At 67.4% G+C, this 25,232-nt stretch carries 33 protein-coding genes and 2 pseudogenes; 21 read left to right on the plus strand and 14 right to left on the minus strand.

The genetic code is table 11. The annotated features are described in order from the left end of the window. The 5 genes from BLP10_RS19625 to BLP10_RS19645 form a co-directional block, all read left to right on the plus strand. On the plus strand, positions 1-1,344 hold a 1,344-nt coding region (locus BLP10_RS19625; protein ID WP_139165543.1), incomplete at its 5' end, for a copper-translocating P-type ATPase. 98 nt (positions 1,345-1,442) lie between these two features. After that, the gene (locus BLP10_RS19630; RefSeq protein ID WP_091138504.1) at positions 1,443-1,859 is read left to right on the plus strand and encodes a hypothetical protein; all 417 of its coding nucleotides are present in this window, start codon (positions 1,443-1,445) and stop codon (positions 1,857-1,859) included. A 133-nt stretch (positions 1,860-1,992) separates the two neighbouring features. After that, the gene (locus BLP10_RS19635; RefSeq protein WP_091138507.1) at positions 1,993-2,997 is read left to right on the plus strand and encodes a YVTN family beta-propeller repeat protein; all 1,005 of its coding nucleotides are present in this window, start codon (positions 1,993-1,995) and stop codon (positions 2,995-2,997) included. A 151-nt stretch (positions 2,998-3,148) separates the two neighbouring features. Beyond that, a complete protein-coding gene (locus BLP10_RS19640) occupies positions 3,149-3,385 on the plus strand; it encodes a DUF2933 domain-containing protein (RefSeq protein WP_210183645.1) in 237 nt (78 codons plus the stop codon). Next, positions 3,382-3,678 carry a hypothetical protein gene (locus tag BLP10_RS19645; protein WP_091138509.1) on the plus strand — a complete coding sequence of 99 codons (297 nt, stop codon included), beginning with the start codon at positions 3,382-3,384 and terminating at the stop codon, positions 3,676-3,678. The genes BLP10_RS19640 and BLP10_RS19645 overlap by 4 nt, the downstream gene beginning before the upstream one ends. A gap of 8 nt (positions 3,679-3,686) precedes the next feature. Here BLP10_RS19645 and BLP10_RS19650 read toward each other — a convergent pair whose 3' ends face one another. Beyond that, on the minus strand, positions 3,687-3,989 hold the full coding sequence (locus BLP10_RS19650) for a hypothetical protein (RefSeq protein ID WP_139165545.1): 303 nt from the start codon (positions 3,987-3,989) through the stop codon (positions 3,687-3,689). A 142-nt stretch (positions 3,990-4,131) separates the two neighbouring features. On the opposite strand from BLP10_RS19650, the gene BLP10_RS19655 reads away from it, so the two are divergent. From BLP10_RS19655 to BLP10_RS19670, 4 genes are all read left to right on the plus strand, one after another. After that, a complete protein-coding gene (locus tag BLP10_RS19655) occupies positions 4,132-4,482 on the plus strand; it encodes a hypothetical protein (protein WP_091138514.1) in 351 nt (116 codons plus the stop codon). A 77-nt stretch (positions 4,483-4,559) separates the two neighbouring features. After that, positions 4,560-5,153, plus strand: coding sequence for a CopM family metallochaperone (copM, locus tag BLP10_RS23725; RefSeq protein ID WP_244510713.1), 594 nt, complete (start codon positions 4,560-4,562; stop codon positions 5,151-5,153). 153 nt (positions 5,154-5,306) lie between these two features. Next, positions 5,307-6,197, plus strand: a complete 891-nt coding sequence (locus BLP10_RS19665) for a F510_1955 family glycosylhydrolase (protein ID WP_091138515.1) — start codon at positions 5,307-5,309, stop codon at positions 6,195-6,197. 147 nt (positions 6,198-6,344) lie between these two features. Beyond that, positions 6,345-6,791 carry a c-type cytochrome gene (locus BLP10_RS19670; protein WP_091138516.1) on the plus strand — a complete coding sequence of 149 codons (447 nt, stop codon included), beginning with the start codon at positions 6,345-6,347 and terminating at the stop codon, positions 6,789-6,791. Positions 6,792-7,002: 211 nt separating this feature from the next. Here the strand turns inward: BLP10_RS19670 and copM (BLP10_RS19675) are convergent, their stop codons facing one another. The 8 genes from copM (BLP10_RS19675) to BLP10_RS19710 all read right to left on the minus strand — a co-directional run bounded on the left by copM (BLP10_RS19675) (position 7,003) and on the right by BLP10_RS19710 (position 11,440). Beyond that, positions 7,003-7,530: a CopM family metallochaperone gene (gene copM, locus BLP10_RS19675; RefSeq protein ID WP_091138517.1), complete on the minus strand. Its 528-nt coding sequence runs from the start codon at positions 7,528-7,530 to the stop codon at positions 7,003-7,005. A 37-nt stretch (positions 7,531-7,567) separates the two neighbouring features. Further along, on the minus strand, positions 7,568-7,900 hold the full coding sequence (locus BLP10_RS19680) for a four-helix bundle copper-binding protein (protein WP_091138518.1): 333 nt from the start codon (positions 7,898-7,900) through the stop codon (positions 7,568-7,570). A 125-nt stretch (positions 7,901-8,025) separates the two neighbouring features. Further along, positions 8,026-8,253, minus strand: coding sequence for a hypothetical protein (locus BLP10_RS22970; protein WP_139165546.1), 228 nt, complete (start codon positions 8,251-8,253; stop codon positions 8,026-8,028). A gap of 338 nt (positions 8,254-8,591) precedes the next feature. After that, positions 8,592-9,248 carry a DsbA family protein gene (locus BLP10_RS19690; RefSeq protein WP_091138527.1) on the minus strand — a complete coding sequence of 219 codons (657 nt, stop codon included), beginning with the start codon at positions 9,246-9,248 and terminating at the stop codon, positions 8,592-8,594. Beyond that, positions 9,241-9,738 carry a disulfide bond formation protein B gene (locus tag BLP10_RS19695; protein WP_244510714.1) on the minus strand — a complete coding sequence of 166 codons (498 nt, stop codon included), beginning with the start codon at positions 9,736-9,738 and terminating at the stop codon, positions 9,241-9,243. The genes BLP10_RS19690 and BLP10_RS19695 overlap by 8 nt, the downstream gene beginning before the upstream one ends. A 2-nt stretch (positions 9,739-9,740) precedes the next feature. After that, positions 9,741-10,367 (minus strand): SCO family protein, encoded by a 627-nt coding sequence (locus tag BLP10_RS19700; protein ID WP_091138530.1) that lies wholly within the window; start codon positions 10,365-10,367, stop codon positions 9,741-9,743. A gap of 9 nt (positions 10,368-10,376) precedes the next feature. Then, a complete protein-coding gene (locus BLP10_RS19705) occupies positions 10,377-10,880 on the minus strand; it encodes a copper chaperone PCu(A)C (RefSeq protein WP_175493984.1) in 504 nt (167 codons plus the stop codon). A 179-nt stretch (positions 10,881-11,059) separates the two neighbouring features. Further along, positions 11,060-11,440 (minus strand): hypothetical protein, encoded by a 381-nt coding sequence (locus BLP10_RS19710; RefSeq protein ID WP_091138535.1) that lies wholly within the window; start codon positions 11,438-11,440, stop codon positions 11,060-11,062. Between the two features lie 204 nt (positions 11,441-11,644). Between BLP10_RS19710 and BLP10_RS19715 the strand changes: the two genes are divergently transcribed. Then, the gene (locus BLP10_RS19715; RefSeq protein ID WP_091138538.1) at positions 11,645-12,190 is read left to right on the plus strand and encodes a hypothetical protein; all 546 of its coding nucleotides are present in this window, start codon (positions 11,645-11,647) and stop codon (positions 12,188-12,190) included. Positions 12,191-12,272: 82 nt separating this feature from the next. After that, complete coding sequence (locus tag BLP10_RS19720) at positions 12,273-12,938, plus strand: transglutaminase-like cysteine peptidase (protein ID WP_091138540.1); 666 nt, start codon at positions 12,273-12,275, stop codon at positions 12,936-12,938. Positions 12,939-12,947: 9 nt separating this feature from the next. On the opposite strand, the gene BLP10_RS19725 is transcribed toward BLP10_RS19720, so the two are convergent. The 4 genes from BLP10_RS19725 to BLP10_RS19740 form a co-directional block, all read right to left on the minus strand. Continuing rightward, positions 12,948-13,421: a VOC family protein gene (locus BLP10_RS19725; RefSeq protein WP_091138543.1), complete on the minus strand. Its 474-nt coding sequence runs from the start codon at positions 13,419-13,421 to the stop codon at positions 12,948-12,950. A gap of 140 nt (positions 13,422-13,561) precedes the next feature. Beyond that, positions 13,562-14,707: a L,D-transpeptidase family protein gene (locus BLP10_RS19730; RefSeq protein ID WP_244510715.1), complete on the minus strand. Its 1,146-nt coding sequence runs from the start codon at positions 14,705-14,707 to the stop codon at positions 13,562-13,564. A 153-nt stretch (positions 14,708-14,860) separates the two neighbouring features. Then, positions 14,861-15,514: a methyltransferase family protein gene (locus tag BLP10_RS19735; RefSeq protein WP_091138546.1), complete on the minus strand. Its 654-nt coding sequence runs from the start codon at positions 15,512-15,514 to the stop codon at positions 14,861-14,863. Next, on the minus strand, positions 15,511-17,646 hold the full coding sequence (locus BLP10_RS19740) for a heavy metal translocating P-type ATPase (RefSeq protein ID WP_091138777.1): 2,136 nt from the start codon (positions 17,644-17,646) through the stop codon (positions 15,511-15,513). The genes BLP10_RS19735 and BLP10_RS19740 overlap by 4 nt, the downstream gene beginning before the upstream one ends. Before the next feature lie 73 nt (positions 17,647-17,719). On the opposite strand from BLP10_RS19740, the gene BLP10_RS19745 reads away from it, so the two are divergent. The 7 genes and pseudogenes from BLP10_RS19745 to BLP10_RS19775 all read left to right on the plus strand — a co-directional run. Beyond that, a complete protein-coding gene (locus BLP10_RS19745) occupies positions 17,720-18,136 on the plus strand; it encodes a MerR family transcriptional regulator (protein ID WP_091138549.1) in 417 nt (138 codons plus the stop codon). Between the two features lie 125 nt (positions 18,137-18,261). After that, entirely contained in the window at positions 18,262-18,813 is a 552-nt protein-coding gene (locus tag BLP10_RS19750) for a Spy/CpxP family protein refolding chaperone (RefSeq protein ID WP_091138551.1), read from the plus strand. Next, positions 18,782-19,633 carry a sulfite exporter TauE/SafE family protein gene (locus BLP10_RS19755; protein WP_244510717.1) on the plus strand — a complete coding sequence of 284 codons (852 nt, stop codon included), beginning with the start codon at positions 18,782-18,784 and terminating at the stop codon, positions 19,631-19,633. Before BLP10_RS19750 ends, BLP10_RS19755 begins: the two co-directional genes overlap by 32 nt. 85 nt (positions 19,634-19,718) lie before the next feature. Further along, positions 19,719-20,036 carry an ArsR/SmtB family transcription factor gene (locus BLP10_RS19760; RefSeq protein ID WP_091138556.1) on the plus strand — a complete coding sequence of 106 codons (318 nt, stop codon included), beginning with the start codon at positions 19,719-19,721 and terminating at the stop codon, positions 20,034-20,036. Positions 20,037-20,090: 54 nt separating this feature from the next. After that, positions 20,091-20,342, plus strand: a complete 252-nt coding sequence (locus BLP10_RS19765; protein ID WP_139165547.1) for a DUF1127 domain-containing protein — start codon at positions 20,091-20,093, stop codon at positions 20,340-20,342. 14 nt (positions 20,343-20,356) lie between these two features. Further along, positions 20,357-21,787, plus strand: coding sequence for an NAD(P)-binding domain-containing protein (locus BLP10_RS19770; RefSeq protein WP_091138561.1), 1,431 nt, complete (start codon positions 20,357-20,359; stop codon positions 21,785-21,787). A 129-nt stretch (positions 21,788-21,916) separates the two neighbouring features. Continuing rightward, positions 21,917-22,660, plus strand: a pseudogene (locus tag BLP10_RS19775) (MFS transporter); the annotation flags it as partial. Between the two features lie 96 nt (positions 22,661-22,756). On the opposite strand, the gene BLP10_RS23900 reads toward BLP10_RS19775, so the two are convergent. Further along, positions 22,757-22,891, minus strand: coding sequence for a hypothetical protein (locus BLP10_RS23900; RefSeq protein WP_280141123.1), 135 nt, complete (start codon positions 22,889-22,891; stop codon positions 22,757-22,759). A gap of 128 nt (positions 22,892-23,019) precedes the next feature. On the opposite strand from BLP10_RS23900, the gene BLP10_RS19785 reads away from it, so the two are divergent. The 3 genes and pseudogenes from BLP10_RS19785 to BLP10_RS19795 all read left to right on the plus strand — a co-directional run bounded on the left by BLP10_RS19785 (position 23,020) and on the right by BLP10_RS19795 (position 25,088). Next, positions 23,020-23,442, plus strand: coding sequence for a restriction endonuclease (locus BLP10_RS19785; RefSeq protein WP_280141124.1), 423 nt, complete (start codon positions 23,020-23,022; stop codon positions 23,440-23,442). A 513-nt stretch (positions 23,443-23,955) separates the two neighbouring features. After that, positions 23,956-24,084, plus strand: a pseudogene (locus BLP10_RS19790) (thioredoxin-disulfide reductase); the annotation flags it as partial. 113 nt (positions 24,085-24,197) lie between these two features. Beyond that, a complete protein-coding gene (locus BLP10_RS19795) occupies positions 24,198-25,088 on the plus strand; it encodes a LysR family transcriptional regulator (RefSeq protein WP_091138571.1) in 891 nt (296 codons plus the stop codon). The last annotated feature ends 144 nt before the right edge of the window (positions 25,089-25,232 follow it).

Consider the following 25,232-nt stretch of genomic DNA (forward strand, 5'->3'; position numbering starts at 1 on the left):
GCCATCGGCGGCACCATGAACCAGTCCGGCGGCCTCGTCATCGAGGCGCAGAAGGTCGGGCGCGACACCATGCTGTCCCAGATCGTGCAGCTCGTGGCCGAGGCCCAGCGCAGCCGCGCCCCGATTCAACGCCTCGCCGACCAAGTCTCAGGTTACTTCGTACCCGCCGTGATCGTGGTGGCGGCGCTGGCCTTCATCGCCTGGGCGATCTGGGGTCCTGAGCCGCAATTCTCCTACGGCCTGGTGGCCGCCGTGGCCGTCTTGATCATCGCCTGCCCCTGCGCGCTGGGGCTGGCCACGCCGATGTCGATCATGGTCGGCGTCGGACGCGGTGCCCAAGCGGGCGTGCTGATCAAGAATGCGGAAGCCCTGGAGCACATGGAGAAGGTCGACACGCTCGTGGTCGACAAGACCGGCACGCTCACCGAAGGCAGGCCAGCCGTGACGGCCATCGTCCCGGCTCAGGGCTTCACGGAGGCCGAGGTGCTGCGCCTGTCGGCCAGCGCCGAGCGCCCGAGCGAGCACCCGCTCGCCATCGCCATCGTCGAGGCCGCCGAGAAGCAGGGCATCGCGACGGCCCCGGTGACAGACTTCGACTCGCCCACCGGCAAGGGGGCGTTCGGCACCGTCGAGGGCCGACGGGTCGTGCTCGGCAGCGCCAAGTTCCTGGCGGAGCACGGCATCGACGTGGCTCCCTTGGCGGAACAGGCCGACAAGCTGCGTGAGGACGGCGCAACCGCGATCTTCGCCGGCATCGACGGAAAGGTGGCGGGCGCCATCGCCATCGCCGATCCGGTAAAGGCAACGACGCCCGAGGCCCTGGCCGGCCTGAAGGAAGAGGGCATCCGCGTCGTGATGCTCACCGGCGACAACTGGACCACCGCAAAGGCGGTCGCGCGCCGCCTCGGGATCGACGAGGTCGAGGCGGAGGTGCTGCCGGAGCAGAAGAGCGCCGTGGTCGAGAAGTTCAAGCGCGAGGGCCGCGTGGTGGCCATGGCAGGTGATGGCGTCAACGACGCTCCGGCACTCGCGGCGGCGGATGTCGGCATCGCCATGGGCACCGGCACCGACGTGGCGATGGAGAGCGCGGGCGTGACGCTGCTGAAAGGCGATCTCACCGGGATCGTGCGGGCGCATCGGCTGTCGCGGGCGACCATGCGCAACATCCGCCAGAACCTGTTCTTCGCCTTCATCTACAACGCGCTCGGCGTGCCGGTGGCGGCAGGCGTGCTCTACCCGTTCTTCGGCATCCTGCTGTCGCCGATCATCGCGGCGGCCGCGATGGCGCTGTCGTCGGTCAGCGTGATCAGCAACGCGATCCGGCTGCGCACGGTACGGCTGTGATCACCCGGCCGGGCGGGCCCGCTCAGGGCCTGCCCGGTTCGTCCCGAACATTGACGTGGCGCAATGTTCGGTTCGCTCGGCCTGCTAGGATCTTCAGCATGAACTGGATCCGGAACACATCCTGGCTCGTGCTGACGGCCATGCTCCTGCTGGCGGCCGCCGCGATAGGCCTTGTCGGTGGCTCGGCGGCCGCCGCGGCTCCGTCGGTTCCGGGGCACGCCGCCCATCTGTCCTCGGTCCACTTGGACCATGCCGATGCCGGCCCACTCGTTCATGCCCACCATGACAGCTCATCCCCGGGGGGCGTTCATGAGGTCGGCACGATGGGCGGCCTGCCCTGCAATGCGGCCTGCCCGGTCGGCGCCGCGGGCTGCGTTCCGGCGCCACTGACCTCCCAAGCCGGCAGCCTTCTCCAACGGGATGCCGGAACGGTTTGCATCCATCCCAGGGACGACCTGATGCTGTCGGGGCTGGATCCCGACGCACAACCAAAGCCGCCCAAACCCGTCGCGTGACTTCCTGAAGCCCTCGTCCCTGCGCATCGCCGATGATGCCGCCCCGCAACGGGACATGAGGGTTGCTCCCAAAGCCGTGCCCTACCAACCAAGCTCAGGGCCTCCTCAACGGAAATTCAGAAAGGACAACGCGATGTCCGCACGCACTTTTCAGATTGCACTCGCCCTCACGGTCTCCCTCGGCGCCGCCGGCGCCCGGGCCGAGACGATCTTCGTCGCCAACGAGAACGGGCAGAGCCTCTCCATCGTCGATACCGAGACCTCCAAGACCGTCACGGTCCCGATCCCGATCTCGCCGCACAACGTCGACATCACCCCGGACGGCCGGCTGCTGCTGGCCACCGGCATGCCGGCCGGCGGCCCCGGCAGCCACGCCGCCCACGGCCAATCGGGCGGCGGCCAGCTCGTTCTCATGGACGTGTCGGGGAGCGCGCCGGCCGCGCCAACCATCGTGACGGTGGGAGGGCACCCGGCACACGTAGTCCCCGACGCCCAGGGACGCCTTGCGTACCTGACCGACGCCGAGACCAATTCGGTCGTGGTGGTCGACATTGCCGCCCGCAAGGTGGCGGAGCGCATCCCCGTGCAGAACTATCCCCACGGCCTGCGCCTGTCGCCGGACGGGAGCCTTCTCGCCGTCGCGAACATGAAGAGCGGCACGGTCTCGCTCGTGGACCCGCGCGATCCGGAAAAGGTCGCGCATGTCCCGGTCGGACGCGGGCCGGTCCAGGTCGCCTTCGACCCGAGCGGCCGCACCCTCGTGGTCTCCCTCAATGGCGAGAACAAGATCGCCATCGTCGACGTCGCGTCCCGGAAGGTGCTGCGGACGGCGCCCGTTGGCCGAGGGCCGGTGCAGGTCTTCGTCACGCCGGACGGCAAGACCGCCCTCGTGGCGAACCAGGGCTCGGCGGCGAAGCCCGACGACCGCGTGTCGGTGATCGCCCTGGGAACGGGCAAGCTGGTGAAGAACGTGACGGTCGGCAAGGGCGCCCACGGCGTCGTCATCGACCCCGACGGGGACACCGCCTACGTCACCAACACGTACGCGAACACCATCTCCGCCGTCGACCTCGACGATCTCACGGCCGGGAAGACCTACCCGGTCGGAAAGGGGCCGAACGGCGTCGCAGCCCGCTAGGCCTCCCGGGGATCTTGAAAGGCCGGGCAGGCGGATTTCGGAGCCTGCCCGGCAACACCGGGCGCGATAGCAAGCCGTCCCTTGACCGAGATCAAGGCAGCTTCCGCGCCCAAGGTTCACAGTGAACACCGTCTCGGATGGGAGATTCCACATGACCGCCACGCCAACGGTTCCGTCAGTGCCACCCAGGACCTGGAGGACACTCCTGGTCGGCACGCCCCTGGGCTGGACCCTCGCGCTCGCGGTCGCCGCGCTCGGCGTCTACCTGTTCGCGACGCACACGGGCCACATCCTGGCCGCCCTGCCCTACCTCCTCCTGCTGGCCTGCCCGCTGATGCACCTGTTCATGCACGGGGGCCACGGCCACCATCACGGAAAGCGCGAGTGACCGTCGCCAGGTCCGACCGCCTGCGATTGGCCGAGCTCACGTCGGGCGCGGGCGCGCTCGTTCTCGGCGTCGGACTTGGTGTGCTCGCCGCCGACCGTCTCGGCCGCTTTGGCCTTCCGCTCCTGCTCGTCGGTGCGGCTGTCCACGCCTGGGGCATGCTCGACAGGCACCGCCTCAAGCGCCGGGCCGACGCTCCGGATGCCTGGTGGGAGCCCGTGGCCTACTGGACGTGCTGGGGCCTTCTCGCCGTGCTCGCGGCCGGCCTCATGGCACGCCTGTCCGGTGTCATCTGACCGACGCGTCAGCGCCCGATCATCCGGTTGTAGACCGGCACGAACAGGACGCTCCCGATCCATGCCGCCGCCGCACTGCCCGCGATCCCCTCCACGAGGGTCCGGCCGGGACTCTCGGGGTGCGTTGCGAAGAGACTCACCCATCCATGGGCAAGGCCGGAAGTCGGCCACACGAACGACAGCACGTAACAGATCACGAACAGGCCCACGAGGGTGCTCGTCAGGGCCCATCCCGTGGCCACCAGGTTCATCGGAGCGCCCTGGCGCATGCCGGCGGCCGGAAGCGCATCTCGAAGAGTTGAAGAGGACATCGAGGCCTCCTTCGGTTCGCCTTCGACAACCGCCATTATATACCCGATGATGTCCGTTGCGTTGACGAAAGCGGAACGCCAACCGATGACGGGATTGATCTGGAACAATGGAAAGCGGACTGAACCAGGTAGTCTTGAGCGCATGACACCCGTACGGTCCCTGATCTCCGGCCTGGTTCGCTGCGTTCTCGCGGCAGTGCTGGTCATCGGCCTGCTCGGGCCATCCGCGATGGCCGCAGGAGAGCATCGCACCGTGGCCGCGACCGCCATCTCCCATGGATCCCCGGCGCACGATTGCTGCGATCCGGAACCTGCCGCACCGGATGGGAGCTGCGCCCTGGCCTGTGCCCAGGCCCGCTGCGGGTCGACGGCTGTTCCCGCCATCGCGAGCTTGCCTGCGCCCCATGATCGGCGGGCGATCCGATGGGAGATCGTGTCCGTTCTCCTCGATGACATCTCTCCCGAGACGACGACTCCTCCTCCCCGAGCCTGAGACGACATCCGCAGTCGGGCCGCGCACCCGTGGCCATCGTCCTTTCGGAAGCTCGAACGTTCTCGAGGAGAACCATCATGAAGTCATCCATTCTCGCTCTCGTCCTCGCCGCCGGCCTGTCGGTTCCGGCCCTCGCCCAGCAGGCTGTCCCGTCCGATGCGGACCACAACGCGCACCACCCGGAGCAGGCCCAGGCGCAGACCACCCCGCCGATGGCAAGCCCCCAGGGCCAGACGGGTCCCGTGACCGCACCGCAGGGCGGCACCATGCCAGGCGGTCAGCGCCCCGGCGGCATGATGTCCGGCATGGGCCAGAACATGATGATGAACTGCCCGATGATGCAGGGCGGCATGGCGGGCATGATGGGCCGCGGAGGCGGCTCCATGCAGATGGGCCAGACCCGGGGCGACCAGGGCGTCGCCTCGCTCGCCATGAACGCGGTCAACGAACGCATGCACCGCGAGATGGCCATGGAGTACACGGGCAACGTCGATGCCGACTTCGTCCGGAACATGATCGCCCACCATCAGGGCGCCGTCGACATGGCCAAAATCCAGGTGGCCTTCGGCAAGGACCCGAAGATCCACGAGCTCGCCGAGACCGTCATCAAGGCGCAAGAGGACGAGATCGCCATGATGAAATCCTGGCTCGCCGCGAACGCGAAGCCCTGAGCCCGCCGGGGCGGCGGAAGGCCGCCCCACCCCGGGCGGGACGGGATTCCCTGATGCGGACATGCCCGACCGTCGTCGGGCCCAGGAGCCGCCATGCGCTCCCGCATGCCTGCCCGGGGGCCTCGAACCCGCCGACTTCCCAAGGAACCAGACATGAAGAAGTACGCCACGAACAAGATCGCCCTGGCCGGCGCCGCCGCGCTCGCCCTCGCCACCATCGGATACAGCATCCGTTCCGAAGCCACCGAAATCCTGGAGGTCTCCAAGCTCCCGGGCCACACGCACATCCATGGCCTGGCCGTCGACCGGCAGGACCCGTCCAGGCTCCTCATCGCCACCCATCACGGCCTGTTCCGCGCAGGCCCGGACGGCAAGGCGGAGCGCATCTCCGAAGTCCAGGACTTCATGGGCTTCAGCCCGCACCCGAGCGACCCGAGGACGCTGTACGCCAGCGGGCACCCGCGCCAGGGCGGCAATCTCGGCTTCATCGCCTCGACCGACCAGGGCAGGACCTGGACGCAGGTCTCCCCCGGCGTGAACGGCCCGGTGGACTTTCACCAGATGACGGTCAGCCCCGCCGATCCGAACACGGTCTACGGCGCCCACGGCGGGCTCCAGATCAGCCGGGACGCGGGCAAGACCTGGAAGGTCGTCGGCCCCACGCCCGACAAGCTGATCGATCTCGCCGCCTCGGCCAAAAGCGCGGATACGCTCTACGCGGCGACGGAGGCCGGGCTGCTCGTCAGCAAGGATGCCGGCAAGACCTGGACGCCCATCCTCGAGGGCGCACCCGTCAGCCTCGTGGAGATCACGCCCGACGGCACGCTCTACGCCTTCGTCCTCGGCCGTGGGCTGGTGCGCTCGGCGGAGGAACCGGTGAACCTCACCGAGCTCGGTGGCGACTTCGGGGGCGGCTATCTCCTGCATCTCACCGTCGATCCCGGCAATCCCAACCGGCTGTTCGCCTCCACCGGCAAGGGCCGCGTGCTGACCAGCACCGACCAGGGGCGGACCTGGGGCAGCTTCGGCTCCTCCGGCTCGTGAGAGGAGCATCCGATGATGGGCATGACGGACGGCATGGGATGGATGATGGCGGGGATGGGCCTTGTCTGGCTCCTCGTCGTCATCCTGCTCGTCCTCGGGATTGCGGCCCTGGTGAAATACCTGCGCCGCTGACCCTGAGGATTCCCGATGCCTTTCTTCCGACGCCGCACCATCCTCGCCGGCGCGGCGGTCCTGGTTCTCGGGGCCGTCGTGCTGGCATGGGTGATCGTCCCGGGCCGGGAGCACGCCGCCCGGGTCGAGCTCGGCCGGAGGCTCTATGCCGACCACTGCGCCTCCTGCCACGGCACTGCGCTTCAGGGCGAGCCCAACTGGCAGTATCCGAAGCCTGATGGGCGCATGCCGGCCCCGCCGCACGATGCCTCGGGCCACACGTGGCACCACTCCGACGAGGAGCTGTTCCGGATCACCAAGTTCGGCATGGCGGCCGTCGTGCCGGGCTATGAGAGCGTCATGCCCGCGTTCGCCGGCGTCCTGTCGGACCGGGAGATCGAGGCCGTCCTGGCCTATATCAAGAGCACCTGGCCGGATCGCGAGCGCACCTACCAGCAGGAGCGGAGCCGCGGCCGCTCCTGAGGAGGCGGCCTTGCCGTTGAAAGGCGATCACCTTGGCGGCGTGCGCCTCCAGGGCGTACCGACACCGAGCTGGCGCCTGATTGCCCGCGCGTCCGCCTTCTCCGGCCATGAGCGGATCCCCCCTCATCAAAGGAGCGCGGCGCGCCCGAGCACGGACCGCTCCCGTCCCAGGCGAGGAGCGGTCCGTGCCCAACCTGTGCACGGGCTCGCGCTACTTCGTGGAGCCGGTCGCCTCGTTCCTGGTTTCGCTCTGGGCGTTCTTCTTCAACCAATCCTTCATCTCGGCGATCTCACGCTCCTGCTCCTTGATGACCTTCTCGGCCATCCTCTTGGCCTCGGCGTTGTCGCCTGTCTTCAGCACGACCCGGGCCATGTCGACGGCGCTCTGGTGGTGGGGGATCATCCCGCAGATGAAGGCCACGTCCGAGTCCTTGATCATCATGCCGGTCATCATCGGGCCGTGCATCTTCGTCATGGCCTCCATGTAGCCCTTCTGGGCCTCGTTCATGTTGGCCATCATGCCCTGCATGTTCTGGTTCATGCCTTGCATGTCCATGCCCTGCATCATCTGGTGCTGTCCGCCGGCCTGCGCCGCCGTCCGGCACTCCTCGGGCAGGCCTTCGGTCGACATGGCCATCGGGCCTCCCGAGGGATGCTGCATCTGGGCCTGCTGGGCGATGGCGCCCGACGCCGCGAGCGAGGCGGCGGTGCCGAGGACGAGAAGGATACGGGTGTTCATGACAGGTCTCCTTTGGGGTTCGGGAAGGGGGATCGGATCAGGCTGCCATCCTGCGGCAGCTTTCCGCACAGCGACGGCATTGGTCGACGCATTCCTGCATGTCGCCGACCTGTTCGCAGGAACGGGCGCATTCCTCGCAGATCTCCGCGCATTCGCGGCATGTATGCTTGTGGTGAGGCGTTCCGATCAGCATGAAATGGGCTGAGGTGCGGCAGATCTCGGCGCAGGCCATCATGAGGCGGAAATGGCCGGGCTCCACATGCTTGCCGCCCTGCTCGAGGCAATGGGTCATCGCCATGCCGAGGCAGGTCCGGTAGCAGCGCAGGCACTCGTCGATGCAGGCCTGCATCTCCTTGGACATCTGGTGCATAAGGTTTCTCCTGAATTCCAGGCGCAGTGAGGTGTCGGCCCGCAAGGGCACGGCGCCTGACGCGCCGCGGGCAGGTCTCATGGCGAACGGGAACTCACGCCGAGGCGTGCCTGCCCGTCCCTGGCTCAGGCGAGCTTTGGCGGTCGGTCGAGCCCCTGCGGCGGGATGGGCACCGCCCCTCGATCCCTTGGGATCGCCAGGACGGTCCATGGCATCGGGGCGGTCGCCAGGCTGGCGAAGCCCGGCACGACGGCCATGATGCAGCCGGGATGGCAGCAGGTCCGGCCCGTCGCATGGGGCTTCGTCGGGGAGACGTGGTCGTGATCAGGTGTGACTTGGGTAACCCTGGCCATGTGCTCGTGATGGGCTTGCACGGCCGTTGTCCCACCCTCTGCCCGTGCGACCGCATACAGCGGGGCGCTCGCGATGCCGAGCGCGAGCATCGCGACCGTCAGGAGGCGGAGTATGAAGCGAACGCGGGGCACGGCATCATCCTGGGGTCATGGTCCCAACGCCCCCCCGCGGCATCTGTTCCCTGCCCTGATGAGGCCGCCGAGCATGGCGGCCGGGAGGGAGCCGCTGAGCATGGGGCCCTATCCATTCCGTTGGGCCGAGCCCCACGCGGAGCCAGGGGATGGGACCCAGGGCAAGCGAGGGCGTACGGGATCGGCCGAGGCAGACATTGCAGGCATCACGTCCCCTTCCGCGCCTGCTCGACCTCGCTCCGGACCAGGTCGAGGAGTTGCTGCGGACCGAAGTCGGTCAGGAGCTTGCCGTTGACGAAGAAGGTCGGCGTCTGCCGGACGTTGTTAGCCTTCAGGTCCGCGACGTCCTGCTCCAATGCACGGCGGAAGACTGGCGAGGATCCCAAGGACTTCGCGCTTGGAACGTCGAGGCCGGCGGCCCCAGCGGAGCCCCAGGCCTTGTCCAGATCAGGCGCGCCGTGAATGGCCCATTCCGGCTGGTTCGCCAGCAGCGCTTCCAGAACCGGTACAAACTTGTTTTGGAGGTGAGCCGCCTCGAGGATGGCGACCGCGACGTCGGACCCCTCATGGAAGGGCGCGTACCTGAGGACGAGCCTCACCTCGGCCGGGTAGGCTGCCATGATCTGCTTGACGATGGGGTAGAAGGCCCGGCACGCCTCGCAGGATGGGTCGAAGAACTCGACGATGGTGACTCGAGCCTGCGCCGGACCGATCACCGGCGAGTGAGATCGCACGAGGGTTTCGGTGGCGCGGTTGACCGCAAGCACGTTGGCCTTGCCGTATCGGTCATAGAGGAAGGCCCCGCCGGCGAAGGCAACGACCACAAACAGGGCCGTCAGGGCGACGAGAACGCGCTTAGACATTCGATTTCCTTCGGCTGACAGGGATGAGAAGAATTGTGATGGCGGTGAAGGCCGCGAGCGACAGGTAGGGAAGCGGCAGCCCCAGGATAGTCATGTCCGCGCTGGAGCAGGACGGCCCCTGCCCGCATGGCTTGATCGCCTCGGAGATAATCCCGGCGTAGAGCATGGAGTGGAATGCCGCGACGAGCCAGCCGAGCGCGGCGACGGGCAAGGCGTAGCGCCAGATGCCGCTATCCTCGCGGAATGTCGCCACCGCCAGGATCACCGCGAGCGGGAACATGAACACGCGCTGGTGCCAGCAGAGATGGCACGGCGCCTGCCCCATCACCTCCCCGATGAACAGGGCCCCGGCGGTTGAGGCGAGCGCGACGGTCCAGGCGGCGAACAGCCGCCCCCACGCATGATGGCCAGAGGCGGGCGCCCGATGCGATGGGTCCGGCGACGCCATCGCGGAGCCTGCCGGCCCGATGGCCTGACGTGACCCGCTCATGCTCATCCCCGGATCGCCCGTTTGAGTTTCGCGAGCGCCGACGGCGCCTCCTCGTGGTAATCGATCAGGGTGACGAGCTCGCCCTTGGCGTCGGTCACGATCAGCGACGAGGTGTGGTCGATGGTGTAGTTGCCGCCCTCGGTCGGGACCTTGCGATAGGAGATGCGGAAGGCCTTGGCCGCGGCCGCCATCTCCTCCGGCGTGCCGGTGAGCGCGATGATGCGCGGATCGAAGCTTTCCAGGTACGTCTTCAGCAGTTCCGGGGTGTCCCGCTCCGGGTCGACGGTCACGAAGACGACGTTCAGCTTGTCGGCGTCGGGCCCGAGCTCCTTCAGGTGCTGGCTCATCTCGAACAGCGTCGTCGGGCAGACCTCCGGGCAGTGGGTGAAGCCGAAGAAGTACGCCGTGGGCTTGCCCTTGAAGGTATCCTGGGTGACACGTTCGCCGCGATGGTTCACGAGCGAGAACGGACCTCCGACGGCTGGCGTGCCCGTGCTCGTCACCGCCCCCGGCGGCTGCTGGCCGAGCCACTCCGTTCGGAACCAGCCGACCGCGATCCCGGTCCCGACGAAGATGGCGACGGCCACCAGCGCCCAAGCGGTCCAGCGAATGATCCTGAGAGCCAACATCCCGGCACCTCAATGGTTCTGGTGGGCGTTGGCCGCGGCGGGGGCCGCCTGCGCCCCGATCCCGCCGACCCGGTATGCGATCTTGAGTGCGCCGGCCTTCTCGAACACGAGCATGCCGTCCACCGTCTCACCGGGCTTCAATCCCTGCCGCAGGTTGACGAACATGGCGTGCATGGCGCCCGGCTTCAGCTCAACCGTCTGGCCCGGGCCGATCTCCAGGCCTCCGGTGACAGGTTCCATGCGGGCGATGCCGTCGGTGACTGTGGAGCGGTGCACCTCGAAGCCTTCGGCGACAACGGTGGAGCCGCCGACCAGGCGGTCGGGCTCGGAACCCGTGTTCGTGATCCGCATGTAGCCACCGCCCACCTTGGCGCCGCCAGGCGTCGCCCGGGACCAGGGCGCCTCCACCACGATGGCGCCGGCACGGAAGGTATCGGGGGCCTGGGCCATCGCGGACGGGGTGATCCCGACAGCCAGGGTGGATAGCAGGGCAGCGGCAAATCGCTTCGTCATTCGGGTGTCTTTCGCCCCTTCGACAGGGGGCATCATCCCATTCGGGAACAGGTGTCGCAGCCGTCTCGGACCTGCGCGAAGGAGCCCCTGAAAGGGCGTGCCGAGAGGGACGGCTGCATCGGATCATCAGAGGTCGACGGCCATGACACGGATGGCTGGCCTCGGCGCCGGCGCGAGCCTCAGGCTTGCGGAGGCCGGAGGCGCGGAGCCTGGGCTAGGCTGTCCAGGGCGGCATCGTTCCGGGGCATCAGGGGGTGTGCCAAGCTGGACCAGCGCACCACCGCACCGGCGGCCGGGACGTCCTGGAGGATCTTGGCGTGGCACAGGGGCGCGAGCGGACAGCCCTTAGGGCAGTCGGGTACGAACGGCTGAGCGGGTCCGCAACACGGGACTTCCGCCACCGCCAGGTCATGGGCCGGGGACGCCGTCTCAATCGTGCTCGCCATCGCCGCGGGCACGTTCATGCCGCCGTCCACCGAAGGAACGGTGAACAGGGCAAGCACGAGCCCGAGGATCGCGACGATCCCGAGCAGGCGTGTGATGGCGAGCCACGGCTTCATGGCGCGAGCCTCTCACACGCCCTCCGGATTGGGAAGCTCGGCCCCATCACGAGCCTGTGAATGCCGGGGAGCAAAAGCGCCGCATTCCCGCCGGAAGCATGGAATCCTGCTCCATCCTCACGAGGATCCGGCATCGGACATGATTGGTGAACCATTCGTCCGCCATGATGCCAGGGCTGGGGATCGACACCTCCCGGAGGGGCCATGCGATCAGCCTTATTCATCTCCATGCTTGCCCTTGCCTCCCCGGCAGGGGCCGAACCGTTCGGTGCCCCACCCTCGCGGTACGCGGAAACGGTCAACCCCGCACTGCAAGGGATCGGGACAGATCTTCGCATCCGACAGGCCTCCTGCGTCGACGGCACTCGCTGCCGCTTCGCCGCGCGCCTCGTCGACATCGAGGTCGTCGGCCCGGCGGATCGCCCCGGCACGGAGCGGATCCAGGTCACGGCCACGTTCCGCCAGGGCGATGACGCGGCGGCAACCAGGCTCCTGGACGACATTCTGACGGTAGTCGGGGCGACCATGGTCGCCTACGATCCAGGGATGGCGGCGGAGCGCCGCGGGGAGGCGCTGCTCGAGTTGGGCGAGGCCGCGCTCAGCGTGGGCGAGGCGCACCTCGACAGCACCGACGTCCACTATGCCCTGTCCTTCGACGACGTCAGTGGGCGACTCGAGATCATTGCCGCGACATTGCGAGCAAGCCATGGCTGCGGAAAGGACGGAACGAAGCCGGGTGCGACCTGTTAACCGTTGTTTAACTTTCGCCTTGAGATCGCCCGATCCGCCGTGTCAGGTTTGATGAACAAATCCTTAACGGCATGGCGGGGCAATGCGGCAACCTCTCTTCGGGCTTCTGAACGTTCGTCCTTTTTCCGGAACCCTCATCCGTTTCGCCGCCGCCCTCGTCCTTTCCGGCACTGCCACCGCAGCACAGGCGCAGACCCAGACTGGAAGCATCCTGCCGGGCGTCTCGCAACCCGTTGCCAGGGTCGGCACCGCCAAGCCGATCGTGGGCTGGATCCGCTTCTGCGAACGGAACCCGGCCGAGTGCACGGTCGATCCTTCCGAACCCTCCACCATCGATCTCACGGCGAAGGACTGGAAGACCCTCAACCGGATCAACCAGCATGTGAACGCCAGAATCAGGGCGAAGACCGACAAGGATCACTGGGGCGTCGAGGACATCTGGGATTTCGCCGAGGACGGCTACGGCGACTGCGAGGACTACCAGCTCCTCAAGCGCAAGCGTCTGGTCGAGGCTGGCTTCCCACGCCGAGCGCTGCGGATGACCGTGGTGATCGACGAGGAAGGCGCCGGACACGCGGTCATGATGGTGCGCACCAATCGCGGAGACTTCATCCTCGACAACAAGCGCAACGCGATCCTGCCCTGGCACAAGACGGGCTACGTCTACATCAAGCGCGAGGGCGACGAGGGCATGGCCTGGGCCTCGCTCGGCGGCCGGACGTCGCCGACCATGACGGCCAACCAGTAGGCTGGGGCATCAGCCGCGCAGCGCCGCCTCGATCGCGGCGACGTCGATCTTCCTCATTTCCATCATCGCCTGGAATGCCCGTTTGGCTTCCGCGCCGCCGGCCGCCAGTGCCTCCGTCAGCACGCGCGGCGTGATCTGCCACGACACGCCCCACCGGTCCTTGCACCAGCCGCACGCGCTCTCCTGGCCGCCATTGCCGACGATGGCATTCCAGTAGCGGTCAGTCTCCTCCTGATTCTCGGTGGAGATCTGGAACGAGAAGGCTTCGGTGTGCTTGAACGCGGGGCCGCCGTTGAGGCCGAGACAGGCAACGCCCGCAACGGTGAACTCGACCGTGAGCACGTCGCCTTTCTTGCCGGACGGAAAGTCGCTGGGGGCGCGATGCACCGCATGCACCGCGCTGTCGGGAAAGGTCCCGGAATAGAAGCGGGCGGCGGCCTCGGCGTCCTTGTCGTACCAGAGGCAGATCGTGTTCTTCGCCATGGCGTCTTCCGTTTGCGTTGAAGCCAATATTCCGGCCTTGCCCGGACGTCAGGCGCACCGGGACGATCGTGTTCCAAGCCTGACATGTCCCTGCACATCGAACGGGATCGGCGGGACTTTTCCGTCGCCGCCCGCAGTTCCTACCCGCCGAACAGCCCCCGGAAGCGCTCGAGCACCGAGCGTCCGTCACCCCGGTCCGCTGGTTGCGCCGGCACAGGAGCTGTTGTTGCCGTCGGAGCGGCCCGCCGGATGGATTCACCGGCGGCGACCTGGCCATTTCGCGGTCCTTGCGAGGTATAGGCGAGCGTCGATGATGCTCCCTGCCGTGGCTTGCCATTCGCGCCCAGAACGATTTCCTGCGGCCCTGCGGCCAGGGCCTCCGGCCTGCTGACGTCACCGAGACGGTTGCGGGCGCTGGCATCGACGGCGAGCGAGCCATCCTCCCCCGCCCGCGCCTGTCGGAAACTCTGGTGCTGCCCGCCGTCGCCGTACACGAGCCTGATCGGCTGCACGCCATTGGCCGCCAAGTTCGTCACCTGCCGGTCGTCGCTTTGCCGCTTCTGCGCGACCGCCGCCATGACCGAGGCGTCGCCACTGAACGCATACTGCCCGCTGGCGACGGATATCTGCGGCTCCTGCTTCGCGAGCTCGAAGTAGTCCGAGCCCTCCTTGAGGTTTCGCCAGAAGGCGATGTTCGGGTCGAGGCGGTGCCTGGCCAGGTTCTCCGCCGTCATCCGGAACGGATAGGACTGGAACTGGAAGCTGCGCTGGCCGCTGGCGAAGGACTCGCGGGCGAGCGCGTAGACCTCAGAGATGGCCTCGTCGGTCATGGCGAAGCAGCCGCTCGACGAGCACGAGCCATGCACCATCAGGTGCGCCCCGGTCCGGCCGTGGGCGCGGTCGTACGCATTCGGATACCCGAGATCGAACGAGAGGTGGAAGCTGGAGTTCGGGTTCATCTGAGCCGGGGTGACCGTGTAGAAGCCCTCTGGCGCCTGGCGGTCGCCCTCCCGGGTCTTCGGCCCGAGCTGGCCCGACCAACGGCACATCGGGTAGGTCTTGAGCAGCGCGTACCGGCCGTCGGAGCGGCGCTTCCAGACTTCGATCTCGGATTCCTTCTTGTAGGCCCGCATGAGGATCGGGTCGTTCTGCGACATCCCCTTGCTGGCCATCAGCGCCATGGTGGCAGGCGGGATCGGCGCCAGGTGGCGCGTGGATCGGTTCTCACCCTGGCAGGCGGCGAGCGCGAGCACGAGACCCGCAGCCAATGCGATACGCTTGATCATGGGGACCCCGCATTCTTGATCCGCCCGAGCGTTGGCGCCGGGCGGTTCCCCGTTTCCTTGATGGTCGATCTCGTGTCCGCCTCGTCGCGGGCATCGCCGACCCGAAACCGATCCTGCCTTCAAGTCGGGCAGGATTGAGGCACTCGGCTCCCGTTACCCATGATTCACAGGGCCATCCCGGCTGGCGCGCGCCGCGACCCGGAGTCCGGGAAGCCCGATCCACCGCGGGGCAGCGGCGCGGTAGCGCTCGTAGGCGGGACCGTGCATCCGACCCAGGTGCTCCTCCTCCATGCGGATCTGGATCGAGAACCCGACCCAGGCTGCCGCGAGCACGATGCCGGTCACCACGGTCGGCGCGACGAGGAACGCGCCGAGCACGACGGCCATCATGCCGAGGAAGGTCGGGTTGCGCGACCAGGCGAACAGGCCCGTCGTCACGAGTCCGGTCAGCTCCCGGTCGAGGCCGATGCGCCAGGAGGTGCCCATCCCCGCCTGGGCGGCGAGGATGACCCCGCCGCCGAGGGTCAGGATCCCCTGACCGAGCCAGGCCATGCCCGGATGAACGAGCGCGGGGACTGGGCCGGCTTCCGCATCGATCCCGGGTGAGATCGCCCGTGCAACCAGGAAGACGAACAGGATGCGACCGCTGACGCGGTACACCCGCCCCACGAAATCGTGGGCGGTGTCGCCCGTGCCGAATCTGTTGGGCGAGTGCCCGATGCGTCGCGCCACCCGCCGAGTCAGCGTCGCGAAGGCGGTGCCGACGACGACGAGGACCACGACCGGAAGCCAAGGTGACGGCATCATGTCCGGCTTCCCGCTCCGAGCAACCGCATGGCGTTGGCGGTGACCAGCACCGTTGCGCCGGTGTCGGCAAGGATCGCGGGCCAGAGTCCGGTGATGCCGAGGATAGTGGTGACCAGGAACACCGCCTTGAGCCCGAGCGCCACCGTGATGTTCTGGCGGATGTTGGCCATTGTGTCCCGCGACAGCCGCACCATGCGGGCGAGGTCGAGCACCCGCCCGTGCAACACGGCGCCGTCCGCCGTCTCCAGCGCCACGTCGGTGCCGCCGCCCATGGCGATGCCGACATCGGCCGCCGCCAGCGCCGGGGCGTCGTTGATGCCGTCGCCGACCTTGGCCACCACCTGCCCCTGGGCCTTGAGTTCGTTGACGATCCGCAGCTTGTCCTGCGGCAGCAGGTCGGCCCGGGGTTCCACGCCGAGCGTGCGGGCGATGGCCGCCGCCGTCCGGGCATTGTCGCCGGTGAGCATGACGGGCGTGATCCCGCGGGCCTTGAGCGCCTTCAGACCCTCCAGCGCATCCTCGCGCGGCTCGTCCCGAACGGCGACCAAGCCTACGGGCGCGTCGTTCACGAGAAGGACCGAGACCGTCTTGCCCTCCTCCTGCAATGCGGCGATCCGCGCCTCGGCCTCGGCCGGGAGCGGCGCGATGGCCGCTGCGGCCTTTGGCGATCCGAGCCACAGCCCGCGGCGGCGGAAGCGTCCCTTCACGCCCTTGCCGCCAAGCGCCATCACGCCGACGGCGGGCGTGACCTCAAGACCCTCCGCCTGAGCACGGGCCACGATGGCGTTGGCGATCGGGTGGGACGAGGTGGCGTCGAGCGCCGCCGCGTCCTCGAGGACCTCGCGTTCGCTTGCTCCTCCAAAGGCCACGATGTCGGTCACCTTGGGCCGCCCCTCGGTGAGGGTTCCGGTCTTGTCGAGGGCGACGGCCGTGACCTTGCCGAGGGTTTCCAGGACCACCCCACCCTTGATCAGCAGGCCGCGCCTGGCGCCCGCCGCCAACCCCGCCGCGATGGCGGCCGGGGTGGAGATGACGAGGGCGCACGGGCAGCCGATCAGGAGCACCGCCAGCCCCTTGTAGATCCACTCGCCCCACGGTTCGCCCGCCACCAGCGGTGGCAAGATCGCCACGAGGGCGCCAACGACGAGGACGGCCGGGGTGTAGTAGCGCGAGAAGCGGTCGATGAAGCGCTCGGTCGGGGCCTTGGCCTCCTGCGCCTCCTCGACCAGGCGCACCACGCGGGCGATGGTGTTGTCCTCGGCCTCGGCCGTGACCCGCACCCGCAGGGTGCCGTCGATGTTGATGGTTCCGGCGAAGACGGTCTCGCCCTCGCCCTTGCGCTTCGGGGTGCTCTCACCCGTCACCGGGGCCTCGTCGATAGCGCTCTCGCCGGACACGACCACGCCGTCTGCGGGAACCCGGTCGCCGGGCCGGACGGCGATCACGTCCCCGACCGCAAGGCTCTCCGCCGCGACCTCTTCCAGGCTGCCGCCGCGCTCGATGAAGGCGGTCTTCGGCACCAGGTTCGACAGGGAGCGGATGCTGGCACGGGCGCGGCCAGCGGCGACGCCCTCCAGCAGTTCGCCCACGAGGAAGAGCAACACCACGATGGCGGCCTCCTCCGTCTCTCCGATGATCACCGCGCCAATCGCGGCGATGCTCATCAGGGTCTCGATGGTGAAGGGTGCCCCGGCCACGGCCGCCGAGATGGCGCGGCGGGCGACTGGCACGAGGCCGATCAGCATGGCGGCGGTGTAGAGCCACGCCTCGTAGCCCGGCAGGGCCATGGCCAGCCCCCAGGCGGCGGCGAGGGCAAGTCCGCAGAAGAGCGTGAGCCGCCCCTTGGCCGACCGCCACCAGGGACCGTCCTCGGCCCCGTGGTCGTGGTGATGCCGCGCGCCCTCCTCCACGGGAGTGATGCCGTAGCCGAGGTCACGGACCACCTTCTCGACCTGCTCGCCCGTGCCAGCTTCAGCCACGCGCAGGCGCAGGGTCTCGGTGGCGGTGGTGATGTTGATGTCCGAGACGCCTGGCACGCGGATGAGCGCAGTCTCGATCTTGCGGGCGCAGGAGGCGCAGTCCATGCCCTGGACGCGATACCTGATCTTCTGGGGAGCGACGCTTGCCGTCATCATCAAGTCCTTGCATTTCGAGTCGGGGCGACCCTACATCCTCTAGCGGCTAGAGGTTCAAGAGGTTTTTTCCATGTCCCTGACAATCGGCGAGCTGTCGCGGCAGACCCAGGTGAAGGTTCCTACGATCCGGTACTACGAGCAGATCGGCCTGCTGGCCGAACCGACCCGGACGGAGGGACAGCAGCGGCGGTACCGTCCCGAGGACGTCCGCCGGCTCAATTTCATCCGCCACGCCCGCGAGCTCGGATTCGAGGTCGAGGCTATCCGGCAACTGCTGGGACTTGCAGGAGATCCTGATCGCTCCTGTGGCGAGGTCCACGACATCACCAAGGCCCACCTCAAGGAGGTGAAGGACAAGATTGCGCGGCTCACGGCCCTGCGCGACGAACTCGAAACTATGGTCTCCTGTAACCATCGCCGGATTTCCGATTGCCGGATCATTGAGGTTCTCGCCGACCACGGACAATGCCGACACGTGGAACACTGAAGCCGGCGGCCGGTCCATAACGGCCGAGGGACCCGGCTCGTGCGAATGCCGCTCACCACATCGCGAGTTGCCCGAACCCGCGAATGGCGCGAATTTCGTCCGGAGCCACTCCGGAGGACCGCACCATGAGGATACTCACCCTGGCCATCGCCGCCATGCTCGCAGGGGTGGGCGCCGCCCAGGCCCAGCTTTCGCCCGCCTCGCCGTACTCCGGCCTCGAGCACCGGACGATCAAGTCCCTGTCGGACGGGCAGATCGCCGATCTGCGAGCCGGCCGCGGCATGGGGCTCGCGCTGGCGGCGGAGCTGAACGGCTACCCGGGTCCAGTCCACGTCCTGGAACTTGCCGACAGGCTTGGGCTGAGCGAGGACCAGCGGAGCCGCATGCAGGAACTCCATGCGGCCATGAAGGCGGAGACCGTGCCGCTGGGCGAACGCCTGATCGTGCAAGAAATGGACCTCGACCAGCAATTTGCCCGGAAATCGGTCACTCCCGTACGCCTTCAGGCCGCGACGGCCGAGATCGGCGCAACGCAGGGTGCCCTGCGACTGGCTCACCTGCGCTACCATCTCTCGACCCTAGACGTTCTCACGCCCGGGCAGGTCCGTCTGTACGGTGAGTTGCGCGGGTACGGAGGTCCAGGCGGTGGCCAACACGGCCACAAGGGTCACCACTGAGAGCCGCCGCCCCGCAGGTGGCCTTGTTCCAGGCCCCTGGCAATCCAATGGTGTCATGCCATATCCGGGGTCGATGCTTCACCTTGGCCTGTTCCTTGCGCTCATCGCGGGCGCCTCGCTCCTCTATGCAACGGCAGGCCAGTCGGGCGGAACCGCATTCCTGGCGGCCATGGCGCTCCTCGACTATCCAGCCGAGGGCATGCGACCCACATCGCTGGCCCTCAACATCGTCGCCGCGGGTTACGCGACCTGGTGCCTGCACCGGGGAGGCGCCGTGGACTGGGACCTGCTCCGTCGGGTCGGCCTTCCAGCACTTCCAACGGCGTTCCTCGGCGGGCTGATCGTCCTCGGAGACCAAGTCTACTTGTGCCTGACTGGAATCGTCCTGATCGCTGCGGCGGCTCTGATGGCATTCAAGCGGGGGAGCCGCCCCCGCCACCCCGATCCTGCCGGTCAGCGTACCATCGGTTTGCTCTGGAGCGGACTCGCCGGGGGCACGGCGGGCTTCCTGTCGGGACTGACGGGCGTGGGCGGGGGTGTCTTCCTCGCGCCAATGCTGATCGCCTTCGGGTGGGCATCGCCGAAGAGCGCCGCCGGGATCTCGGCCCCCTTCATCCTCGCGAACTCGGCGATCGGCCTTGCCGGCGTCCTCGCATCGGGGCAGCGGGTGCCGCCCGATGCCGCGATCCTGGCTCCCGCTGCGCTGCTCGGGGCGGCCATGGGCACCTGGATTGGGCTGCGCTTCATGTCGGAGCAGGCGACACGGTGGGTGCTCGCCGCCATCCTAGCGTTCGCAGGTGCGCGGCTTGTTCTGTCCTGACCGTATGGCGATATCGCCATTTATTTATTCGACAAACCTAGAAATACCGATTGACGCAGACACGACTTAAGTCCATTCTATTTCCATGAACGTCGAACAAGCCGCCAAGCAGCTCGAAGCGCTCGGGAACACCACCCGGCTCCAGGTCTACCGTACCCTCGTGCGTGCAGGCGAGGCGGGGCTGCCCGTCGGACAGATCCAGGAGCGACTCGGCATCCCGGGCTCGACGCTCTCGCATCACCTCCAGCGGCTCCTGCTAACCGGGTTGGTGACGCAGGAGCGGCAGGCCACGACCCTGATCTGCCGGGCCAGCTATCCGGCGATGAACGGTTTGATCGACTTCCTGGCCGACGAGTGCTGCGCCGATGCCGGATGCACGGCCCGGGCGGAGAACGCCGCCTGATTTCTTTTGCTTCATATTTCCATGATACTGGAAATAGCGATATAGGAGATACCGGTGCTCACGCTGCTCTCCTCCTTCCTCAGACGGGAACAACCCGTCGCCACGCACCGTGAGATGCTGTCGTTGCGCGATCTGGACGACCACCTCCTGCGCGACATCGGCCTGCGGCGCATCGAACTCCATGCCGTAGCCGCGGAGCGGCTCCTCCCCGCTTGCTGCTCGAGAGCGACACGCCGATGGGCCGAACTCGTCGCCCGCCTGCGCAATGCCCTCTCCCCCGAACCCGTCCCGTGCTGCCAATCCTGACAAGGAGCCCTTCCATGACCTCGCTCGACACCCTCCCCGTTGCCGTCATCGGCGCAGGCCCGGTCGGCCTGGCCGCCGCCGCTCACCTGATCCAGCGCGGCTTGCCCGTGAAGGTCTACGAAGCCGGAGCCACCGTCGGCGCCAATGTGAATGACTGGGGCCACGTCCGCCTGTTCTCGCCGTGGGAGTACAACACCGATGCGGCGGCCCGCACGCTGCTCCGGTCCCATGGCTGGCAGGCGCCCCCCGCGAAGGCCATGCCGACGGGATCGGACCTGTACGAGGCCTACCTCAAGCCGCTGGCCGCCACGCCGGAGATGGCATCCGCGATCGAGACCAATGTGACAGTGACGGCGATCACCCGGCTGGGCGCCGACAAGGTGACCAGCAAGGGTCGCGAGACCAAGCCCTTCGTGCTCGCCGTCTCGAACGGCAACGGCTCCGTCCGGCGCGACTTGGCGCGGGCGGTGATCGACGCCTCCGGCACGTGGACGGCGCCGAATCCCTTGGGGGCGGGCGGAATCCTTGCCGAGGGCGAGGCCGAGAACTCCCGGAGCATCGCCTACGGCATCCCGGACGTGCTCGGGCGCGACCGCGCCGCGTACGAGGGCAAGACCACCTTGGTGGTCGGCGCCGGTCATTCGGCCGCCAACGTGCTCATCGACCTCGCGAAGCTGGCGGAGCGAAATCCCGCGACGTCCATCGTGTGGGCGACCCGCGGCGGGAACCTGATGCGGGTCTACGGCGGCGGACGCGCCGACCAGCTTCCGGCCCGCGGGGAACTCGGCTCCAGCCTCAAGGCCCTCGTCGACAGCGGGCAGGTCACGCTGGTCTCCGGGTTCTCCGTGGTCCGCGTCAGGGCTGACGGCGATCAGGTCATCGTCGAAGGCGAGACGGCACAGGGCAGCCGCGAGGTCGGCCCCGTCGACCGGGTCGTGGTCTCCACCGGACAACGCCCCGACCTGAACCTGACCCGCGAGCTGCGGCTCGACCTCGACCCATGGCTGGAGAGCTCGAAGGCGCTCGGACCGCTGATCGACCCGAACCTGCACTCGTGCGGGTCGGTGCCGCCGCATGGCCACCGCGAGCTCACCCATCCGGAGCCGGGCTTCTACACGGTCGGCATCAAGAGCTACGGCCGCGCCCCGACCTTCCTGATGCTCACGGGCTACGAGCAGGTCCGCTCCGTCGTGGCCGCCATCGCCGGAGACCTTGTCGCGGCGGACGACATCCACCTCGTCCTGCCCGAGACGGGCGTCTGCTCGACCAGCCTTCCCGCTGACGGTGCTTCGGCATCCTCGGGCTGCTGCGGCGGTCCCGCCCCGGCGCAGGTCGACGCCTGCTGCGTCGCGGATGCCGAGGCCAAGGCCGAGGGCAAGTCGGGCTGTGGCTGCGGACCCGCGAAGGTGCCGGAGAAGGTTGCGGAGCCTGCGGGCTGCTGCTGAGATCAACCTGTGTCCAATCCGGTGAGCGAGTCCCTGGCGAGCGATCCCGCCATGCCGAAGCCAAGTCCGGGGGCGGTCATCTCCGCCCTCGGCGTCACGCAGATCCTCGCCTAGGGATCGTCCTTCTACCTGCCCGCGGTGCTCGCGAAGCCGATCGCCGCCGACACCGGATGGTCGCTCGGCTGGGTCGTGGGCAGGCTGTCCATCGGCCTGCTCGCGGCCGGGCTGGTCGCGCCGCGGGTCGGGCGCACCATCGACGCGAAGGGCGGCCGTCCGGTCCTCGTCGCCAGCTCTGTGCTGCTCGCCACGGGTCTTGCCACCCTGGCGCTCGCCCACAGTCTGCCCGTCTACCTGATGGCTTGGCTCGTGATGGGCGTCGGCATGGGGTCCGGCCTCTACGATGCCGGATTCGCCACGCTCGGCCGGCTGTACGGGAAGGATGCGAGGCGGGCGATCACCACCCTGACCCTGTGGGGAGGCTTCGCCAGCACCGTCTGCTGGCCCCTCAGCGCCTGGCTCGTCGAGAACTTCGGCTGGCGCGGCGCCTGCGCGGCCTACGCCGCGATCCATGTCCTGGTATCGCTTCCGCTGCACGGCTTCGTCGTGCCCGGCATCGGATCGGTTCGGAGCGGCAGCACGGCATCCGGCACGAAGCCTGAACCGTCCTCACCGCCCCCTCTGACCGAAACCAGACGGATCCGTGCGTTCGCGCTGCTCGCCACGGTCCTCACCCTCGGTGCGGTCACGGCCTCCATGATCGGAGTGCATCTGCTCACCTTCCTCCAGGCACGGGGCCTCGGCCTCGCGGCGGCCGTCGCGCTTGGCGCGCTCATTGGCCCCTCGCAGGTCGGCGCCCGCATCGTCGAGATGGCCTTCGGCCCATTGCCGCCGAGGTCGGCGTCGACCTGCTGAACTCCAGGGGTGAGACCAAGAACACGCAGACCCTCGGTGCTGACGTGATCCGTGCAATCAATCTGCGTAGCGGACGGTCCCAGACCTAGCTCCGATCAGTGCGCCTGACGTCAGGATGTCGAACACGTTCTCGTACTTCAAGAGTTCATCCCTCGCGGCATCGAAGATCTCACGGCTGTGCACACTTGCCATTGCCCTTTCCTTGCCGGGAGTGACGCTGAGGTACATCTTGGGCACCACCTTCCGCTGTTCCCCCGCACGCGTCGGATCTGTGCAGTTCGATCCAGCGGAGCTGGCCAACCTCCATACCTCAGTCTTCGGTGAGTCCCCGATCGGGGACGACGTCGCGAACATGGACTGGAAGCGCTTCGAGGAGTGGACGCTGGAGCGCATTATTGAAGCTGGCTTCGTCGCTAATCGGACACCCCCCCAGCGGTGACGCTGGGGCAGACATGATCGTTCACTCGCCAACACAAAGGGATCGTGGTGCGATCGTCCAAGTGAAGCACCGCTCAAGTGGCAAACTTGGACGCGTCAGCGAACGAGAGGTCATCGACGTGCTGCGGGCCAGAGAGCGCTACCCGATTAAAAACCCGTTCATGGTCCTCGTCACAACTGGCTCGGTGGAGCCATCAGGTCATGCGATCGCCAGGGTCCATGAGATTACGGTCGTAGATTACTCTACCCTAGGACGGGTCGGAGATGTCATCCGCTCAGAGCTCTATGAGGGTATGAACGCTTGATCTCCTAGTCCGACCGGCGTTCCCCTTGTAAGACCCCTCGCCGTGCATCGAGGACCAGTGAGAGCGACTGCCTCCCTCTCCCCGAACCCCTCTCCGTGTCCCGCCTGCCATGGCTGTCGGCCCGAACCCAGTGCCGACACAGACTGGACAATTCCGCGTTGGGTGCCTGCCATCCCGCCGTGCACGGGTCCCGACAGCACCGTCGGAGCGAAGGAATACCGTTACAGGTAATACACGGCACGAAGACGGGCTGTGCGCCGTCCGCCCGGCTACGGCGCTATGAAGGGCGCGCCGGCCGGACGACGCCCATCCCTCTCAAACCCTGAAATCCCGTGGCGGGTGGCAGAGTTGTGAGACTGTAGCTTCACCGGGTCGCGTTGATTATGCAGCGATAAAACCAAGGCTAAGAAGGCCTGACTCGGATCGAAAAGGCCTTCGGCTGCATATATTTGACTGAGTTTGGCTACTCGTTGCGGAGCCGGTTGAATGCGCGCTGATCCTTGGTTAAGAGAAGCCGCTGGCGACGTCACGGACGATGTTTACCGCCAAGCCGTAACCTCGGCAGGCATGGGCTGCATGGCTGCATTGGACGCGGAACGCTATCTGGCGGCTTTGGAAGCCACCCAAGAGGCCGCCGAATAAGGTTTATTCACAACTGGTTATCCTTGGGGCAGGATTCCTGTTGCATCCTGCCAGCTCCTCATCAGAGATAAGGAGCCCTGCGCCAGAGGAATGCGGGGGCCAAGGGGAACGCCGTGGATTGGGACAAGATCCGGATTTTCTACACCGTCGCGGAAGCGGGTAGCTTCACCCGTGCCGGTGACGATCTGGGCTTGAGCCAATCCGCCGTCAGCCGGCAGATCAGCGCTCTCGAGCGTGAGCTGAAGGCCCCCCTCTTTCACCGCCATGCCCGCGGTTTGATCCTGACCGAACAGGGGGACCTGCTCTTCCGCGCAGCTCGCGACATGCGCATGCGTCTGGAAACCACCAAGGCGCGCCTTGTCGAAACCAGCGAGCGCCCCTCGGGCGAGTTGAAGGTGACGACCACGGTGGGCCTCGGCTCCATCTGGCTGGCCCAGCGGGTTGCGGAGTTCATGGATCTCTATCCGGAAGTGCGGGTTGAGCTGATCCTTTCCAACGAGGAGCTGGACCTCGCCATGCGCGAGGCCGACGTCGCCATTCGCCTGCGCCGCCCTGCCCAGCCGGACCTGATCCAGCGCCGCCTCTTCACGGTGCATTTCCACGTTTATGCCTCGACCGACTACATCAAGCGCTTCGGCGAGCCGAAATCCTTGGAGGATCTCGACGAGCACCGCATCATCTCGTTCGGCGGCGACCAGCCGTCATATCTGATGTCCGTGCATTGGCTCTCGACGGCCGGCCGTGAAGGCCGGGAGCCCCGGCAATATCACTATATCGTGAACAACATTACGGCCCTGAAGCTCGCGGTGGAAACTGGGGCAGGCATCGCTGTGCTGCCGGACTATGCCGCTGTCGGCAATCCCAACCTCGTTCAGGTGCTCCGCGACGTCGAAATGCCGTCTCTCGACAGTTATCTGGTCTATGCGGAAGAGATGCGCTCCGTTGCCCGTGTTCAGGCCTTCCGTGACTTCCTGATCTCCAAGGCCCAGCGCTGGACCTATTAGTCCTCTCTCCCAGGCAATGAATTGTAGGATACATTCGCCACGTCGGCTGGTGACGAACGGGACGACTGTGCCGTAAATTCCTCTCTACCCAACATATCAGGCGCGAATTCCTATTCGCTTCGAGAAAGCGTGGCAGTTTTATGT

It is taken from the genome of Microvirga guangxiensis, assembly GCF_900102135.1.
Taxonomy (GTDB): Bacteria; Pseudomonadota; Alphaproteobacteria; order Rhizobiales; family Beijerinckiaceae; genus Microvirga; species Microvirga guangxiensis.

Excerpts from the sequence above, each read along its gene's own strand:
- BLP10_RS19745 (WP_091138549.1), top strand. The coding sequence starts at position 17,720 with ATGTCCCTGACAATCGGCGAGCTGTCGCGGCAGACCCAGGTGAAGGTT.
- BLP10_RS19655 (WP_091138514.1), top strand. The coding sequence starts at position 4,132 with ATGACACCCGTACGGTCCCTGATCTCCGGCCTGGTTCGCTGCGTTCTC.
- BLP10_RS19770 (WP_091138561.1), top strand. The coding sequence starts at position 20,357 with ATGACCTCGCTCGACACCCTCCCCGTTGCCGTCATCGGCGCAGGCCCG.
- BLP10_RS23900 (WP_280141123.1), bottom strand. The coding sequence starts at position 22,891 with ATGGCAAGTGTGCACAGCCGTGAGATCTTCGATGCCGCGAGGGATGAA.
- BLP10_RS19635 (WP_091138507.1), top strand. The coding sequence starts at position 1,993 with ATGTCCGCACGCACTTTTCAGATTGCACTCGCCCTCACGGTCTCCCTC.
- BLP10_RS19690 (WP_091138527.1), bottom strand. The coding sequence starts at position 9,248 with ATGTCTAAGCGCGTTCTCGTCGCCCTGACGGCCCTGTTTGTGGTCGTT.
- BLP10_RS19650 (WP_139165545.1), bottom strand. The coding sequence starts at position 3,989 with ATGTCCTCTTCAACTCTTCGAGATGCGCTTCCGGCCGCCGGCATGCGC.
- BLP10_RS19640 (WP_210183645.1), top strand. The coding sequence starts at position 3,149 with ATGACCGCCACGCCAACGGTTCCGTCAGTGCCACCCAGGACCTGGAGG.
- BLP10_RS19750 (WP_091138551.1), top strand. The coding sequence starts at position 18,262 with ATGAGGATACTCACCCTGGCCATCGCCGCCATGCTCGCAGGGGTGGGC.
- BLP10_RS19670 (WP_091138516.1), top strand. The coding sequence starts at position 6,345 with ATGCCTTTCTTCCGACGCCGCACCATCCTCGCCGGCGCGGCGGTCCTG.
- BLP10_RS19740 (WP_091138777.1), bottom strand. The coding sequence starts at position 17,646 with ATGACGGCAAGCGTCGCTCCCCAGAAGATCAGGTATCGCGTCCAGGGC.
- copM (WP_091138517.1), bottom strand. The coding sequence starts at position 7,530 with ATGAACACCCGTATCCTTCTCGTCCTCGGCACCGCCGCCTCGCTCGCG.
- BLP10_RS19710 (WP_091138535.1), bottom strand. The coding sequence starts at position 11,440 with ATGAAGCCGTGGCTCGCCATCACACGCCTGCTCGGGATCGTCGCGATC.
- BLP10_RS19630 (WP_091138504.1), top strand. The coding sequence starts at position 1,443 with ATGAACTGGATCCGGAACACATCCTGGCTCGTGCTGACGGCCATGCTC.
- BLP10_RS19700 (WP_091138530.1), bottom strand. The coding sequence starts at position 10,367 with ATGTTGGCTCTCAGGATCATTCGCTGGACCGCTTGGGCGCTGGTGGCC.
- BLP10_RS19735 (WP_091138546.1), bottom strand. The coding sequence starts at position 15,514 with ATGATGCCGTCACCTTGGCTTCCGGTCGTGGTCCTCGTCGTCGTCGGC.
- BLP10_RS22970 (WP_139165546.1), bottom strand. The coding sequence starts at position 8,253 with ATGGCCAGGGTTACCCAAGTCACACCTGATCACGACCACGTCTCCCCG.
- BLP10_RS19695 (WP_244510714.1), bottom strand. The coding sequence starts at position 9,738 with ATGAGCGGGTCACGTCAGGCCATCGGGCCGGCAGGCTCCGCGATGGCG.
- BLP10_RS19760 (WP_091138556.1), top strand. The coding sequence starts at position 19,719 with ATGAACGTCGAACAAGCCGCCAAGCAGCTCGAAGCGCTCGGGAACACC.
- BLP10_RS19725 (WP_091138543.1), bottom strand. The coding sequence starts at position 13,421 with ATGGCGAAGAACACGATCTGCCTCTGGTACGACAAGGACGCCGAGGCC.
- BLP10_RS19715 (WP_091138538.1), top strand. The coding sequence starts at position 11,645 with ATGCGATCAGCCTTATTCATCTCCATGCTTGCCCTTGCCTCCCCGGCA.
- copM (WP_244510713.1), top strand. The coding sequence starts at position 4,560 with ATGAAGTCATCCATTCTCGCTCTCGTCCTCGCCGCCGGCCTGTCGGTT.
- BLP10_RS19680 (WP_091138518.1), bottom strand. The coding sequence starts at position 7,900 with ATGCACCAGATGTCCAAGGAGATGCAGGCCTGCATCGACGAGTGCCTG.
- BLP10_RS19720 (WP_091138540.1), top strand. The coding sequence starts at position 12,273 with ATGCGGCAACCTCTCTTCGGGCTTCTGAACGTTCGTCCTTTTTCCGGA.
- BLP10_RS19705 (WP_175493984.1), bottom strand. The coding sequence starts at position 10,880 with ATGACGAAGCGATTTGCCGCTGCCCTGCTATCCACCCTGGCTGTCGGG.
- BLP10_RS19730 (WP_244510715.1), bottom strand. The coding sequence starts at position 14,707 with ATGATCAAGCGTATCGCATTGGCTGCGGGTCTCGTGCTCGCGCTCGCC.
- BLP10_RS19665 (WP_091138515.1), top strand. The coding sequence starts at position 5,307 with ATGAAGAAGTACGCCACGAACAAGATCGCCCTGGCCGGCGCCGCCGCG.